General features: G+C 59.6%; 10 protein-coding genes. 4 read left to right on the forward strand and 6 right to left on the reverse strand.

Annotation, left to right across the window (positions count from 1 at the left end; translation table 11 throughout):
* Positions 1–117 precede the first annotated feature (117 nt).
* The 3 genes from AB4O11_RS02005 to AB4O11_RS02015 form a co-directional block, all read right to left on the reverse strand.
* Positions 118–474, reverse strand: a complete 357-nt coding sequence (locus AB4O11_RS02005; protein ID WP_460129981.1) for a PilZ domain-containing protein — start codon at positions 472–474, stop codon at positions 118–120.
* Positions 475–702: 228 nt separating this feature from the next.
* Entirely contained in the window at positions 703–1089 is a 387-nt protein-coding gene (locus tag AB4O11_RS02010) for a tetratricopeptide repeat protein (protein WP_093430516.1), read from the reverse strand.
* Positions 1090–1173: 84 nt separating this feature from the next.
* Positions 1174–1509, reverse strand: coding sequence for a hypothetical protein (locus AB4O11_RS02015; protein ID WP_460129983.1), 336 nt, complete (start codon positions 1507–1509; stop codon positions 1174–1176).
* A gap of 234 nt (positions 1510–1743) precedes the next feature.
* Between AB4O11_RS02015 and pyk the strand changes: the two genes are divergently transcribed.
* Positions 1744–3195 (forward strand): pyruvate kinase, encoded by a 1452-nt coding sequence (gene pyk / locus AB4O11_RS02020; protein ID WP_460129985.1) that lies wholly within the window; start codon positions 1744–1746, stop codon positions 3193–3195.
* Positions 3196–3372: 177 nt separating this feature from the next.
* Here pyk and AB4O11_RS02025 read toward each other — a convergent pair whose 3' ends face one another.
* From AB4O11_RS02025 to AB4O11_RS02035, 3 genes are read right to left on the reverse strand one after another with little or no spacing between them, the layout of a single operon-like run.
* Positions 3373–4122, reverse strand: coding sequence for an enoyl-CoA hydratase-related protein (locus AB4O11_RS02025; protein WP_460129987.1), 750 nt, complete (start codon positions 4120–4122; stop codon positions 3373–3375).
* A gap of 29 nt (positions 4123–4151) precedes the next feature.
* Entirely contained in the window at positions 4152–5087 is a 936-nt protein-coding gene (locus AB4O11_RS02030) for an iron-sulfur-binding ferredoxin reductase (protein WP_460129989.1), read from the reverse strand.
* The gene (locus AB4O11_RS02035; RefSeq protein WP_414926984.1) at positions 5080–6186 is read right to left on the reverse strand and encodes a GGDEF domain-containing protein; all 1107 of its coding nucleotides are present in this window, start codon (positions 6184–6186) and stop codon (positions 5080–5082) included. Before AB4O11_RS02035 ends, AB4O11_RS02030 begins: the two co-directional genes overlap by 8 nt.
* Positions 6187–6810: 624 nt before the next feature.
* Between AB4O11_RS02035 and AB4O11_RS02040 the strand changes: the two genes are divergently transcribed.
* From AB4O11_RS02040 to AB4O11_RS02050, 3 genes are all read left to right on the forward strand, one after another.
* Entirely contained in the window at positions 6811–8334 is a 1524-nt protein-coding gene (locus AB4O11_RS02040; protein WP_007916251.1) for a fumarate hydratase, read from the forward strand.
* Between the two features lie 202 nt (positions 8335–8536).
* Positions 8537–13057, forward strand: coding sequence for a SpvB/TcaC N-terminal domain-containing protein (locus AB4O11_RS02045; protein ID WP_460129991.1), 4521 nt, complete (start codon positions 8537–8539; stop codon positions 13055–13057).
* Entirely contained in the window at positions 13054–15843 is a 2790-nt protein-coding gene (locus AB4O11_RS02050; RefSeq protein WP_460129993.1) for an RHS repeat-associated core domain-containing protein, read from the forward strand. Before AB4O11_RS02045 ends, AB4O11_RS02050 begins: the two co-directional genes overlap by 4 nt.
* The last annotated feature ends 2 nt before the right edge of the window (positions 15844–15845 follow it).

Consider the following 15845-nt stretch of genomic DNA (forward strand, 5'->3'; position numbering starts at 1 on the left):
AGACCACCGCCTGCCGGCTAGCACCCTTGGCCCGGAACACAAAGCTGCTCCTACGGATACCTGCACGTCATAGATCGAAGGTGAAGCGAGTGCACGCGAAACGTCTGACAGTTTGAATCAGGCCGAAGCCGGCAACGGCTGAAAACTGAAATAACGCTGCAACGCCTGCACCAGCTGCCCAAATTCCGGCGGGGCGCGTTGCAGGACGAAGCCGGCGTCGTAGTGCAGCGGCGTGGCGTCTTCATGGCACCACACGCAGCACGCGGTGAAGTCGATCACCTGTTGGCAGCCATCGCTGGCGGGGATTTTCAGGCGTAACTGAAAGTCCACGCCGACCATCATGGGCAATTGGCTGATGAGCATCAGCCCGTCTTCGGAGAGGTTGCCGAGAAAACCGATGGGCTTTTCGGTGACGCTGTTGAACACTCTGAGGAAATACGGCAACTGATGCCGTTCGATCCGTTCGGTAAACATGCGCAGTTCGCCATGCAAGGCTCCGTCACAGAGCCGCACCTTGCTTCGGAACGTGCCTGCATCGCAGGCTCGCTCTCCCCGCTTCCGGTGTGACGGTCGCTACGTCGCCGTCACCTTACAACTGCCAGTCGCAGGTGTTGCTCCGGATTCAGAACGCGGTGCCGAATCCGGGTTATTCGACTATAGCTCAGCTTGTACACACGGCCAGATTTTGTATGACAACTGTCATCAGAAACGGGTCGGGCGCACCACGGCAGCGGCACTGCGCGTCGGGTAATGGCCCAGGCTCTGCAAGGTTTCCAGACGGGCACGGGCGCGATAGGCGTATTCGCTGTTCGGGTACGAGGCGATGATGAACTGATAGGTCTGCGCCGCGTCGACAAACATTTTCTGCCGTTCCAGGCACTGGCCGCGCATCATCGACACTTCCGGCCACACGTACGGGCGGGCACGGCTGGCGCGTTCGACCTTGGACAGTTCGAGCATGACCTGCTCGCAGTTGCCACGATCGTAGGCGCTGTAGGCGTTGTTCAAATGGTGGTTCATCGACCAACGGGTGCAGCCCGAAACGGCGAGGACGCTGAGGGCAAGGGCGGCAATGGGCAACAATCGCATGGGGGTTCTCCTGTCTTGTGCTCTTTATCGACCCGCGACTGGAAATCTTCAATGCCGCCTTGCACGCTGCAGTGAATCGAGTCGTCAGGATTCAACGGCATCGTTGTGCGGCGCGGACAGCTCGGACGCGAGATGGATTGTGACGACGGGTGAACGTGGCGAGACTTCGCCGTTGGGTGCAACCTCGACAACGTAGAATCCGAACTGCCGCAGGTCTATCAAACTCGACCAGTTGTTACCAGGGCCAACATCTTGACTGAAAAGCGGACTCAAAGAATCCTTGGTGCTGTAAGCGCGCACGGTACTGCCAGGAGTAGCGGTCCCCTTCACGACAAACCTTGCACCTGGTCTATCCCCATTTTGCGGTGAAGTAATCACTGGTGGCTCGAGTGCTTCAGATGCGTCTTTTTTTACGGTCATGTCGGCAGCCTCTTCACCTCGCCAACCATTGGCGAGATGCGATTTTTTATACCGACAGGAAAACCGGGTGACACCTGTAAGAAATACCAGTTCCGATGAACGGTGTATTGCCTGGAACGTCGAATTGAAAAACGCTGCGTTCAATAAAGAAAACGATAAGTAGTGCAAACGAACAATGACTACACCCCAAGAGCATAGTAGCCTTCGCTAGCGCTTGAACTCAGGAGTCTTTGCATGTCCGTCCGTCGTACCAAAATCGTCGCTACCCTTGGCCCGGCCAGTAACTCGCCGGAAGTTCTTGAACAGCTGATTCTGGCTGGTCTGGACGTTGCCCGTCTGAACTTCTCCCACGGCACCCCCGACGAGCACAAGGCTCGCGCGAAGCTGGTGCGTGACCTCGCCGCCAAGCACGGCCGTTTCGTCGCCCTGCTCGGCGACCTGCAAGGCCCGAAAATCCGTATCGCCAAATTCGCCAACAAGAAGATCGAGCTGAAGATCGGTGACAAGTTCACCTTCTCCACCAGCCATCCGTTGACCGAAGGCAACCAGCAAGTGGTCGGCATCGACTACCCGGATCTGGTCAAGGACTGCGGCGTGGGCGACGAGCTGCTGCTCGACGACGGCCGCGTGGTAATGCGCGTGGATACCGCCACCGCAACAGAATTGCATTGCACCGTGACCATCGGCGGCCCGCTGTCCGACCACAAAGGCATCAACCGTCGCGGTGGCGGCCTGACCGCGCCGGCCCTGACTGAAAAAGACAAGGCCGACATCAAGCTCGCTGCAGAAATGGAAGTCGACTACCTCGCGGTGTCCTTCCCGCGTGACGCTGCCGACATGGAATACGCCCGTCAACTGCGCGACGAAGCCGGCGGCACTGCCTGGCTGGTGGCGAAGATCGAACGCGCTGAAGCCGTAGCGGACGACGAAACCCTCGACGGCCTGATCAAGGCATCCGACGCGGTGATGGTTGCCCGTGGTGACCTCGGTGTGGAAATCGGCGACGCCGAACTGGTCGGCATTCAGAAGAAAATCATTCTGCACGCACGCCGCCACAACAAGGCGGTGATCGTCGCGACCCAGATGATGGAGTCGATGATCCAGAATCCGATGCCGACCCGCGCTGAAGTGTCCGACGTAGCCAACGCCGTACTCGACTACACCGACGCCGTGATGCTGTCCGCCGAATCCGCCGCTGGTCTGTACCCGCTGGAGGCCGTGCAGGCAATGGCGCGCATCTGCGTCGGCGCCGAGAAGCACCCGACCGGCAAGACCTCCAGCCACCGTATCGGCAAGGAATTCAGCCGTTGCGACGAAAGCATCGCGCTGGCGACCATGTACACCGCCAACCACTTCCCGGGCGTCAAAGCGATCATCGCACTGACCGAAAGTGGCTTCACTCCGCTGATCATGTCGCGTATCCGCTCCTCGGTGCCGATCTACGCCTTCACCCCGCACCGCGAAGCCCGGGCCCGCGCGGCAATGTTCCGTGGCGTGTACACCATTCCGTTCGATCCGGCTTCGCTGGAACCGCACGAAGTCAGCCAGAAGGCCATCGACGAGCTGACCAAACGCGGCGTTGTGGAAAAAGGCGACTGGGTCATCCTGACCAAGGGCGACAGCTACCACACCACCGGCGGCACCAACGGCATGAAGATCCTGCACGTGGGCGACCCGCAGGTCTGAGTGACGCGCTGAAAAACAAGAGCCCCGGCATGTGAGTGCCGGGGCTTTTTGTTTTCTGCTCTGGAAAATGTGCCGATTGATCCGGCCTCTTCGCGAGCAAGCTCGCTCCCACAGGGAACGCATTCCAATGTGGGAGCGAGCTTGCTCGCGAAGAGGCCGGCACAGTCAGCGACAATCTCAATGTCGTTTGATAAATCCGGTCAACGCCACCATTGCTTCTGGCGAACGAAGGCGCTGGGTGAACAATGCGCCCTCCTCCTCGATCACCTTACGAATCAACTCGCGATCCGGCGCTCGCATCAATTGCTTGCTGATACGCACCGCTTCGGCCGGCAGTTCATCGAAACGCAGCGCCATTTCCCGCGCCTTGCTTAGCGCCGCAGCGCCGCTACCCAATGCTTCGGTCGCAATCCCCCACTGCGCCGCCTGTTCACCGCTGAAGCCTTCGCCCAGTAACAACAACTCTGCCGCTTTGGCCCGCCCAAGCAAACGTGGAAGGATCAGGCTGGAGCCGAACTCCGGGCACAAACCCAGGTTGACGAATGGCATACGCAACCGCGCATCGCGGGCCACATAAACCAGATCGCAGTGCAGCAACAATGTGGTGCCAATGCCCACCGCCGCGCCGGCTACAGCGGCAATCACCGGTTTGCGGCACTCAAGCAGGTTGAGCATGAAATGAAACACCGGGCTGTCGAGGTCACTCGGCGGTTGCTGGATGAAGTCGGCGATGTCGTTGCCGGCGGTGAAGCATTCGGCGCTGCCGGTAATCAGCACGGCGTTGATCGCCGGGTCGCCATCGGCCTGTTTCAGCGCCTCGGCGAGGCGGCTGTACATGGCACGGGTCAGGGCGTTTTTCTTGTCCGGGCGGTTCAAGCGCAGGGTCAGCAAACCGCGTTCGCGTTCCAGCAGGATGGCTTCGGTCATGATGTGTCTCGCGTCTGAAATATCAGCGCTCAACCACGGGACAGGAACACGTCGGCCAGCAGTTGATTGCGCGGCAATCCGGCCAGGTACAGACGCCGGGCGAAGGCGTCGACGCTGGCCGTCGAACCGCAGACTAAGGCCAGGGTTTGCCGGGAGACAAGGCGCAGTTGCGCCAAAGCGGCGGCTGACTCGGCCGCCGTCCACAGCTCGACACTGAGGTTTTCCCGCTGCGCAGCCAATGCCGCCAGGGGTTTGGCCAGATAGTGCTCGCGATCGTCATGAGCCACGTGAATGACGCGGATCAGGCCTTGGTGATCCTGGCGCAAGGCTTCGCGCAGCACGCCGAACAAAGGGCCCAGACCGGTGCCAGCGGCCAGCAGCCACACGGGGCGACTGTGCCAGTCGGGATCGTAATGCAAAGCACCGCCGCGCAGTTCGCCGAGACGGATCGGATCGCCGATCTGCAATTTTCGTGCGCCATCGCTGAATTCACCAGGCTGGCGGCAATCGAGATGGAATTCGAGAAAGCGGTCTTCTTCCGGCAGACTCGCCAGCGAATACGGCCGCGCAATGTGCCCGATCCACAACACCAGATGTTGCCCGGCGCTGTAGCGCAACGGCCGTTGCGGGGTCAGACGCAAGCGCAGGACGCTGTCGCTGAGCCAGTCCAGCGCTTCGACCACTGCCGGGCGACCATCGGTGATCGGGTCGAAGGTGTGCACCTGCAAGTCTTCGACGACCTGACACTGACAGGCCAGGCGCCAGCCTTGCTGACGCTGTTCGGCGCTCAAGGCGTCCGGCCGATTGTCGGCGGGCAGGCCTTGCACACATTGCACCAGACAGGCATGGCAACTGCCGGCGCGGCAACTGTAAGGCACGGCGACGCCATTCTGATTGAGGGCATCGAGCAGATTGCAGCCCGCGGCCACTGACCATTGTCGTTCACCGACGCGAAGTTCAGGCATCGACGTTCTCCCACGCGGCCGCACAACGATTGCGCCCGTCACGCTTGGCCCGATACAAGGCCTGATCAGCGCGCTGCAAGGCGTCGTCCAGATCATCGCCCAACGCCAACAGCGTCATGCCGGCCGACAGGCTGAGGTTGCGCACATTCAGGCCGACCAGTTCAACGTCAGTAAAGGCAATACGCAGACGTTCACAGCAAGCAGTCAGCCGTTCGGCGTCGCAATCGGGCAACAACACAACGAATTCCTCACCACCATATCGCGCCAGCACATCGCCGTCGCGCAGACACGCCTGGGCAACGCCGGCGAAGGCCTGCAACACCTGATCGCCGGCGGCATGGCCGTGCAGGTCGTTGATGCGTTTGAAATGATCGAGGTCGATCAGCGCCAGACCGTGCACGACATCGTCGTCCATTTCATTCAGCTCTCGCGTAGCCAGACGCAGGAAATGCCGACGATTGAACAACCCGGTCAATTCATCGGTGGCGACCAGATCTTCCAGCTGCCGCATCATCCCGCGCAGAGTGTCCTGATGCGCCTGCAAGGCAAACCGGCGCTGGCGCTGGCGTTGCCGCGAAACCTGGACGAAGCGCGCGTAAAGCACCAGCCACGCCAGCACCATTGCCAGAATGCACACCTGCAAAGCGGCAAGCGCCGGCTCGCGCAAGCGGAAGTGGTAACCGTCCCACAGCGTGATGGCACAGAAACTGAAGAACACCAGCAATGCGCAGCGGATGAACGCCCGTCGACTGAGATGGAACAGGCCGAACAGCAGGATCAGCACGTAGAACACCAGAAAGGCGCCGCGGGCTTCATCCAGATGGGCGATCAGCCAGGTCTGCCAGCCGAGACCGATCAACACCTGCGCTTCGGTCAGGCTGGGATCGGCAAAGCGCAGGTTGCGCCCACTCCAGAACAGTGCGAACAGCACCGACTGGCTGATCACCACCAGCGCACTGCCGACGGTCACAGAAGTCAGGGATTGCTCGTAATGCCCCGTGAAAAACGCCAGCCACAGCAGCAGCAAAGCCAATCCATAGGTGGCCGCAGCGAGGGCAAAGCGTTTGAGCAAAAGACGTTGAATGGCGTTATGGGTCAATCGTTGACTCACCGTGCGATAAGAGGCTGACCGAGTGTCCTACTCTACAGACCGGCTGCCACTTTAGAGGCGTAGTCGATAAATGACCACCGATTTTCGGGCTCGAAATTTGACGTCAAAAGTGTGGCCTGCGTATACCGCCAAAAGCCCCTCACCCTAGCCCTCTCCCAAAGGGAGAGGGGACTGACCGAGTCGGTTGTTGGCGATACGCCGACCTGAAATACCGAGTCGAACTCAGATTTGAACAGCATTAACATCGCCCCCCCTTTCCCGAGTCGAACTCAGGTTTGAACAGCATGAAGTTCGGCTCCCTTTCTTGAGTCGAGCACAGGTCTGAACAGCATGAAGATCGGCTCCCTTTCCCCCCTCGCCCCCCTGGGGAGAGGGCTGGGGTGAGGGGGGGAATCTTGAAGTGCAAACCCGCTGTCCGATATTCGCCCACCCATGCGACCAACGAATGACTGCCGGCGCGTGTACGCCCCACCGAGGCGCGTTATACTGCCGCGCCTTTTTAGCGTCGCGCCAGCAGCCCCGGCGTGCCTTGAAAGGTGCTTGCGACCGACCGATGCACCCAAGCCGCAGGCACCTTATTGAATGTTCCCGTCTTTTAGAGGAGCGCGACTCATGACCGTGATCAAGCAAGACGACCTGATTCAGAGCGTTGCCGACGCCCTGCAGTTCATTTCCTATTACCACCCCGTGGATTTCATCCAGGCGATGCACGAAGCCTACCTGCGCGAAGAATCGCCAGCGGCCCGTGACTCGATGGCGCAGATCCTGATCAACTCGCGCATGTGCGCCACCGGCCATCGCCCGATCTGCCAGGACACCGGTATCGTCACCGTGTTCGTGCGCGTCGGCATGGACGTACGTTGGGATGGCGCCACCATGGGCCTGGACGACATGATCAACGAAGGCGTACGTCGCGCCTACAACCTGCCGGAAAACGTCCTGCGTGCCTCGATCCTCGCCGACCCGGCGGGCGCTCGGAAAAACACCAAGGACAACACCCCTGCGGTGATTCACTACTCCATCGTCCCGGGCAACACCGTGGAAGTGGACGTGGCGGCCAAGGGCGGCGGTTCCGAGAACAAGTCGAAAATGGCCATGCTCAACCCGTCCGACTCGATCGTTGACTGGGTATTGAAGACCGTTCCGACCATGGGCGCCGGCTGGTGCCCACCGGGCATGCTCGGCATCGGCATCGGCGGCACCGCCGAGAAAGCTGCGGTCATGGCCAAGGAAGTGTTGATGGAATCCATCGACATCCACGAACTGAAGGCCCGTGGCCCACAGAACCGCATCGAAGAAATGCGCCTGGAGCTGTTCGAGAAGGTCAACCAGCTGGGCATCGGCGCCCAGGGCCTCGGTGGCCTGACCACCGTGCTCGACGTGAAGATCATGGACTACCCGACCCACGCAGCCTCGCTGCCGGTGTGCATGATCCCGAACTGCGCCGCCACCCGTCACGCACACTTCGTGCTCGACGGCTCCGGCCCGGCCTCGCTGGAAGCGCCACCGCTGGACGCCTACCCGGAAATCGTCTGGGAAGCCGGCCCATCGGCTCGCCGTGTCAACCTCGACACCCTGACCCCGGAAGACGTGCAGAGCTGGAAGCCGGGCGAAACCGTCCTGCTCAACGGCAAAATGCTTACCGGTCGCGACGCCGCGCACAAGCGCATGGTCGAGATGCTCAACAAGGGTGAAACCCTGCCGGTCGATCTGAAAGGTCGCTTCATCTACTACGTCGGCCCGGTTGATCCGGTCGGTGACGAAGTGGTTGGTCCGGCTGGTCCGACCACCGCGACGCGGATGGACAAGTTCACCCGGCAGATCCTCGAGCAGACCGGCCTGTTGGGCATGATCGGTAAATCCGAGCGCGGCCCGACCGCCATCGAAGCGATCAAGGACAACAAAGCCGTGTACCTGATGGCCGTTGGCGGCGCTGCTTACCTGGTGGCTCAGGCGATCAAGAAGTCGAAAGTGCTGGCGTTTGCCGAACTGGGCATGGAAGCGATCTACGAGTTCGAGGTCAAGGACATGCCGGTCACCGTTGCGGTGGACAGCAAAGGTGAGTCGGTGCACATCACCGGCCCTGCGATCTGGCAACAGAAGATCAGCGAAAGCCTGGCGGTAGAAGTGCAGTAAGCGCTTCGCCTCGATGAAAACGGCCGGTTCATCCCATGGATGATCCGGCCGTTTTTTGTTTGTGCAAACCGAACGCGATAAAAACTCCGTCAATGCATACAAAATGATCTTGCGCACCTGTCAGATCTGACAGGTTCATTTCAATGCCTTTCTTGTTAGCGTCAGCCCATTCACGCCCTCCCCGTGCGCAATGGATTCGACCATGCCTGATCAGCAAGAATTGAGCATCACCACCCCCTCCATCGCCAAAAGCGCATCGATCGCCACCATCGGCAAAAGTTGGGGCGCTGTGGGCCCGACCGGAGCCGCCTCGTTCGAGTTGCCGATTCCGACGTCTGCCGGGCGGGGCTGGGATCCTCGGTTCTCGCTGAGTTACAGCAGTCAGAGTGGCAATGGTCCATTCGGCCTTTCCTGGCACCTGGCCGGCGTGGGTCAGATCAATCGCAGAACCAACAAAGGCGTGCCACGTTATACCGATCACGACGAGATCGTCGGTGCCGATGGCGAAGTGTGGATGCCGGAGCTGGATGAAAACGGTGAAATCAAATTCCGTGAAGAAAACACCTACAACGGCGTCGACATCGGCCCGCACAGAGTGGTGCGTTACTGGCCGCATATCGAAAGCGACTTTGCCTTGCGCGAGTGCTGGCAGCGGCAAACCCGGGAAGCCGATCCAGCGGTGTTCTGGCTGATCCATGGCGCCGACGGTTCGCTGCACCTTTACGGCAAGACCGAAGCGACACGCGTCGCCGATCCCGAGGCTCCCGGACACATCGCCACCTGGCTGCTGTGCGAAAGCATGAACGCGCGCGGCGAACACATCTGTTTCGAATATAAGGCCGATAATCAGGATCCCGACCCGCTGCATGACTACCGCTCCCAGCGCTATCTGCGCCGCGTGTGCTACGGCAACTTCACGGCCAGCAGCAATCTGTACAGCTGGACCACGGACAATCCGACCGAACTGGACTGGCACTTTCATCTGCTGTTCGATTACGGCGAACGCAGCACGTCACTGACCGATATTCCGGCATATGACGGTGCCCCCCTCAAACCCTGGATCGTTCGCCCAGACAGCTTTTCAACCCACGGTCAGGGTTTTGAACTGGGCACTCGCAGACTCTGCCAGCAGGCATTGCTGTTTCATCATTTTCCCGAGCAATCGACCGACCAACCGAAACTGGTACGCCGCCTGCTGTTGGAATATCACCAACCGCAAAATATCGCGCAGTGGGCCTACAGCCAGATCAGCGCGGCGCACTATCAGGCATTCGATGCGAGCGGCATTGTCGAAAACACGCCGCCGGTCGAGTTCGACTATGCCCCCTTCGACATCAATAAAACCCCGGCGCGCTTCTTCGAACCCGATGTCCAGCCGAGTATCGAGGACGGTGGTTTTTACCAGTGTGTGGATCTTTATGGCGAAGGTGTGCCGGGTTTCCTCTGCCGTTATGACCAGGCCTGGTACTACCGCGAACCATTGCGTGCGACCAAGGGCACCGATGAAATCGGCTATGGGCCATGGACCGCACTGGAAAAGATTCCGCTCGCCGATCGCAACCGTCCGGTACAGCAACTGCTGACCGATCTGACCGGTGACGGTCGGCTCGACTGGGTCACCGCGCAACCGGGTATCAGTGGTTTTCGCACCCTGACAGAACAACGCGAGTTTGCCGACTTCGTCCCCTTCAGCAAATTTCCGCCGGAGTTTTTCAAAACCCTCTCGACACTCGGCGATTTTAGCGGCGATGGTTTGAGAAGCCTGGCATTGATCGGGCCAAACTCGGTGCGGCTCTATGCCAACGAGCGCGAACAGGGCTTTGCCGCGCCTGAAGAGGTGCTTCACCAGCCCGACGACGACCGCTTGCCACTGTTCAGCAATTCGCGCACAGAACTAGTGCTGTTGGGCAACCTGCTGGGTAGCGACATGCCCGAGCTGTGCCGGATACGCCATGACGAAATCCGCTGCTGGCCGAACCTGGGCCACGGCCGGTTTGGCACAGGCCGCAAGATCAGCGCGTTGCCTTTCAGCTACGAGCAATTCGATTCATCCCGCGTACGTCTGGCCGATCTCGACGGTTCCGGTGCCGCATCGCTGATTTATCTGATGTCAGAATCCTTCGAGATCTACCTGAATCGCGGCGGCAATGGTCTGGAGCAAATACCGATCAGCGTGCCGTGGCCCGAAGGCGTGCGCTACGATCGCCTCTGTCAGGTGAGTTTCGCCGACCTGCAAGGCCTGGGCTGCGCCAGTCTGATCCTGACGGTGACGCACATGCAGCCGCAGCATTGGCGCTACGATTTCGTTTCGGCCAAGCCGTATCTGTTGACCAGCAGTAACAACAACATGGGTTGCAGTGCCAGCGTGGTCTACCGCAGCTCGGCGCAGGAATGGCTGGATGAAAAACGCCGCTTGCCAAGCCTTAGACGCTTTCCGGCTTGCCATCTGCCGTTCCCGGTGGCGGTGGTCAAAAAACAGCAGCAACTGGATGAAATCACCGGCAACTGCCTGACGCAGCGCTTCACCTGGTGCGAGGGTTTTTACGACCGCGTTGAGCGCGAGTTCCGCGGTTTCGGCTTGCTGCAGCAAACCGACAGTGAGAGCGCCAGCAACGATGAGGGAGAAGGCTTCAGCGAGCCGATGCGGGTCTTCACCTGGTTTCATACCGGGCAATCGATGGACCGGTCGCGTGACGACTATTTCAATCACGACGCACATTCGGTGCCACTGGGCGATACGCTGTTCAGCCGATATCACGAGGCGGACGATTGCGAGGAAGAGCTGGATTCTTCTGACGCCGACACTCGCTACCAGATCTGCCGGGCGCTGGTCGGCTCGGTCACGCGCATCGAGACCTATGCCGATACTGGCGAGGATGTTCCGCGGATCACCACGCCTTATACGGTCGAAGAAATGCGTTATCGGGTGCGTCAAGTGCGCGAGCAAGGCGTCTATGCCGCCGCAGTCTTGCTGCCGCTGGCGGTGGAAAGGATCAGCTACCAGTACGACGGTTTCGTCGATGACCCCATGTGTCGCAACGATGTGGTCCTGCGCTACAACACTTACGGCCAACCGACGCATTCAATCTCAGTGAGCTACGCCCGGCGGCTCACCGAAACCGATACGCCACCGTTCGACGATCTTGATCAACGGCAGTGGTGGTGCGACGCCCATGACCCGGCACAACGGTCGTTCTACCTCAATGAAAGCCGTTCTGTGTTCATCGATCTGGACAAGGATCCGCAGCATTGGCGTCTTGGTTTGCCCTATCAACAGCGTGGCAATGCACTGGTCTTGCCCAAAGGCACCCTGCCCACCGGGCTTGAAGCCGCGCAAGTGTCCTATGAGTGCCTGAAGGCACATGAGGATTCGGCGCACTGGAACGCTGAACGGGTGCTGACCACGCAGTCTGTACAGCGCTACTTGAGTACCGATGGCCAACGGCTGGACGACGGCGTTGCCGGATTCGAGGCCCTGGTCGGTCCACTGGAAGTGGCACAACTGGACAAGACGGCGCTGGACGCTTACAGCGTGCTGCCTGCGCCTTTCAACGTGCGCGACGAACTGAAGAAGATCGGCTATCTGCCCATGCCGTTTCTGTTCTGGATAAATCCCTTGGGCAGCACGGAGCATGACCTGTGGTCGGCGAATTTCGGCTACGCCGAATACGCCGGCCTCGACGGTTTCTACAAGGTGCGCCGCTATCGCGAGACCCTCAGCCATGGCTTCACTCACGCCGTATACGACGCGTATGCGCTGGCTGTCACCCTCGTGGAACTGCCGGATGGCTGTACCACCTGCATCGAGTACGACTACCACGCGCTGCAACCGCTGAAAATCATCGATGCCAACCTGAACACTCATCAGGCGTTGTATGAACCCTCCAATCAGCCCTTGGCCACCAGTTTTTTTGGCTCAGAGAACAACAGGGAAGCGGGTTTCAGGCCACTGAGCGAATACAGACTTCCGGAGGACCGGAGCCCGGCTACGGCAATTGCCAACCCGACCGATGCCGTGCAAAAAGCCGCGAGTACCCTGCGCAAGGATCTGTTCAGCTGGATGGGGCAGATGGCCAACGACACCCGCGCCACCCTGGCATGGATCGCTCAGGGTTATCTGCTGCCCAGCGGCCACATCAGGGCCAGTACACGCCGCCAACTGACCCGGCGCAGCGGCGCCTTGACGCCTGATGAACAGGCGCTGCAAGACGCCATCGCAACAGTGCGTCGCGAACCGGTGCACAGTGTGATCCTCAGTGCCGACCGCTACCCTGATGACGAGGTGGATGCGCAGATCCAGATCACCAAAGCCTGCGTCGACGGTTTTGGCCGGGCTCTGCAAACCCAGCAATTGGTCGACCCGGGCAAGGCGTATGCCGTGGACGCCGACGGCTCGCTGATCGTCGAGGATGGCCAGATCAAAGTGGTCGATGCCAACCCGCGCTGGCGCATCAGCGAGCGGGTCGAATACAACAACAAAGGCTTGCCCGTTCGTCAGTACCGCGCGTTTTTCGCCAACACCTATACCTACGTCAACGATCAGTCCCTGCGCACACAGAGTCATCACGATCAGCTTCGCTATGACGTCAAGAGCCGGCAGGTCGGAATGGTCAATGCCAAGGGCGACTTTTCCCGAGAGACGTACCACCCTTGGTATCACACCAGCGAAGACTTCAACGACACCGCCGAGCCGTCATCGCCAACCAAGGCATCGCAGCCATGATTGCCAACGTGCATCGCCGTACACCTGCGCTGGCGGTAAGCGATGCGCGTGGCTTGCCAGTGCGGCAGGTCGGGTACTTGCGCAGTGTGACGGCCGACAGCCCCGTAGCGCTGGTAACCCGTCAGCAGCATGACTACGCCGGCCGTCTGAACGAGCAATGGGATTCGCGCTTGTCGGCACCCTGCCTGACCACGGTTTACAGGCTGGACGGCACGGTATTGAAATCCGACAGCGTCGACGCCGGCTGGCGCCTGACTCTGCCGGGTCTGGCCGGCGAGCCATTGCAACGCTGGGATCAGCGCGACAACCATTGGCGCACGAGCTTCGATGAGCAGCTGCGGGTGGTCGCGGTCGAGGAAAATGGCCAACCCGATGTCGATGTTTTCATTTACGCCGATGCCTCGGCCGAAGCCGGGTACAACCGTCGCGGCCAGTTGCAGGAACAGAAAGACCGTTCCGGTTCGTTGCTCACGGACAGCTTTTCCCTGACCGGCCAGCCGCTGCGGGAAACCCGCACGTTCCACGACGGTGAGCCGTTCACCACTCACCATGCGTTCAGCCCGCTCGGCGCGCTGCTCGAGCAGACCGACGCCGGCGGCCATCGGCGACGCTCGCGCTACGGCCTGGCCGGGCACCTTCGGCAGGTACAACTGTTGATCAGCGGCCAGAGCCAATGGCAGCCCGTGTTGCTTGATGCGCAGTACAACGCCGCCGACCAGATCATCGAGCAGCAGGCCGGTAATCTTGTCCTCTGTCGCTGGACGTACGACCCTGCAGACAGTCGTCTGCACACTCAGTCCAGTCGCAAAGACACCGGAGCTGTGCTACAGAACCTCGAATATTTCTACGATCCCGTCGGCAATATCACCCGCATCGAAGACCACGCCTTTCAACCACGTTACTTCGCCAATCAGTTGATCGATGGCCAACGCGACTTTACCTACGACTCGCTCTATCGGTTGACCAGCGCCACCGGCTACGACGACGCCCCACCGCCGGACATTCCCGGCCTGCCGCAACCGGGCGACCCGAACAATCGCCTCAACTACACCCAAACCTACCAGTACGACAACGGTGGCAACCTGATCGAACTGTGTCACGTACGCGCCGGCAACAACTCGACCCGGCAAATGTTCATCGATCTGAAGAGCAATCGCGGGGTACGCTGGAAAACCGGCGACGAGCCGCCGGATTTCGACACTTTGTTCGATCGCCATGGCAATCAACTGACCGTGCAACCGGGCCAACCGCTGCTCTGGAATGCCCGCGATGAGCTGGAAAGCGTGATCCTGGTCCAGCGCGATGGCGGTTCCAATGATGCCGAGTACTACCGTTACAGCCAGGGTACGCGCGTGTTCAAACGTCACGAAACCTTCGCTGCCAACGCCGAACATTTCCACCAGGTGCGCTATCTGCCCGGGCTTGAAATCCGCACCCGCGACAACGGTGAAGAACTGCACGTCATCACGCTCGGCAACGCCCGCTGCCTGCATTGGGCAGCGAAAAAAATCGATGAAATCGCCAATGACCAAATGCGTTACAACCTCGAAGATCATCTCGGTTCCAGCGTGATGGAACTGGGTCAAGACGCCGTCATGATCAGCCAGGAAGGCTATTACCCCTTTGGCGAAACCGCGTGGATGGCACCGAACTCGGAAACCACGTACCGCTTCATCCGCTATTCGGGCAAGGAAATGGACGTCAGTGGCTTGTATTACTACGGCGCGCGGTATTACGCGCCGTGGCTGCAACGCTGGATCAGCACCGACGCAGAACAGGCGGATGGTTTGAATTTATATGCATTTGTGGGGAATAACCCGATCGGTTTTATCGATCCGGACGGTAACACGCGGGCAGAAAGCGTGATCATGCTGTATTCGGCGTTTGCTTCCGCCGTAGAAGGGCACTCCGAGGAAGTACTAGTGCAACTGCACAACATCATTAATCAAAATGTTGCACTGAACATGGCGGTGAATCTGGCGGGAGAAACCGTCAGAGGTATTGTCGGTTATGAAGGTGGATCTTTGGGCGGCGCCCAATTTGACACCATGTTTCCAGCGCTTGAGGTGCAACCGAACGTGTTGAAACCTTCATCGTTGGTCGGTGGCAACATCGGGGGTGATGTCGCCGGGGCCATTCTTGAGCCAGTGGCAAACCATGTCAGACTGCAAGTCGGGCCTTTGATCCCGCAGACCTCGCAAATGTCCGTCAGCGCGATTGATCAAAGCCTGGGGATCGAGGCCCCCGTCAAGGAAATCAATTCATGGAAAGACTTCAAGAGCGAAGTGCTGCATCCGGCACTCAATTCGTTAGTCAACCCATTATTTATAATGAACAGAGTATTCGGGTCAGTGGTGGGGATTATTCCCGGCGCGCTTAATATGGGAAGTCGGGCGCAGGAAGCACAAGACATCAAGAACCGACTTGACCCGGTGAAAATTGAAAAGATCGAAAAAATGCTCAGCGACTGGAAAGCGGCCATCGAACAACGGTCTGCATGGGCGGAAAACGCTTTTGACGCATTGGGCGTTAACAGTGTTTCGCCTGCCAATGTGCTCCCGAATGTCAATGGCAATACTTCCAGCGAAACGCTGGCCGTCATTACGCGTTCTGGCTTGCAACAGAAAAACCGAGCCGTACTCGCCAACATCGCACAGGCTCAGGCCGGACTTGCGCGATACAAAGAGATGGGGACCACTGACAATCTGTACATAGCAAGACAACGGCATCTGGCATCAAAAAAGCCGGGAAACACCTTGCTCACCAAGTTTAAAAACGGTCACTGAAA

The organism is Pseudomonas sp. H1_D05, from assembly GCF_054682705.1.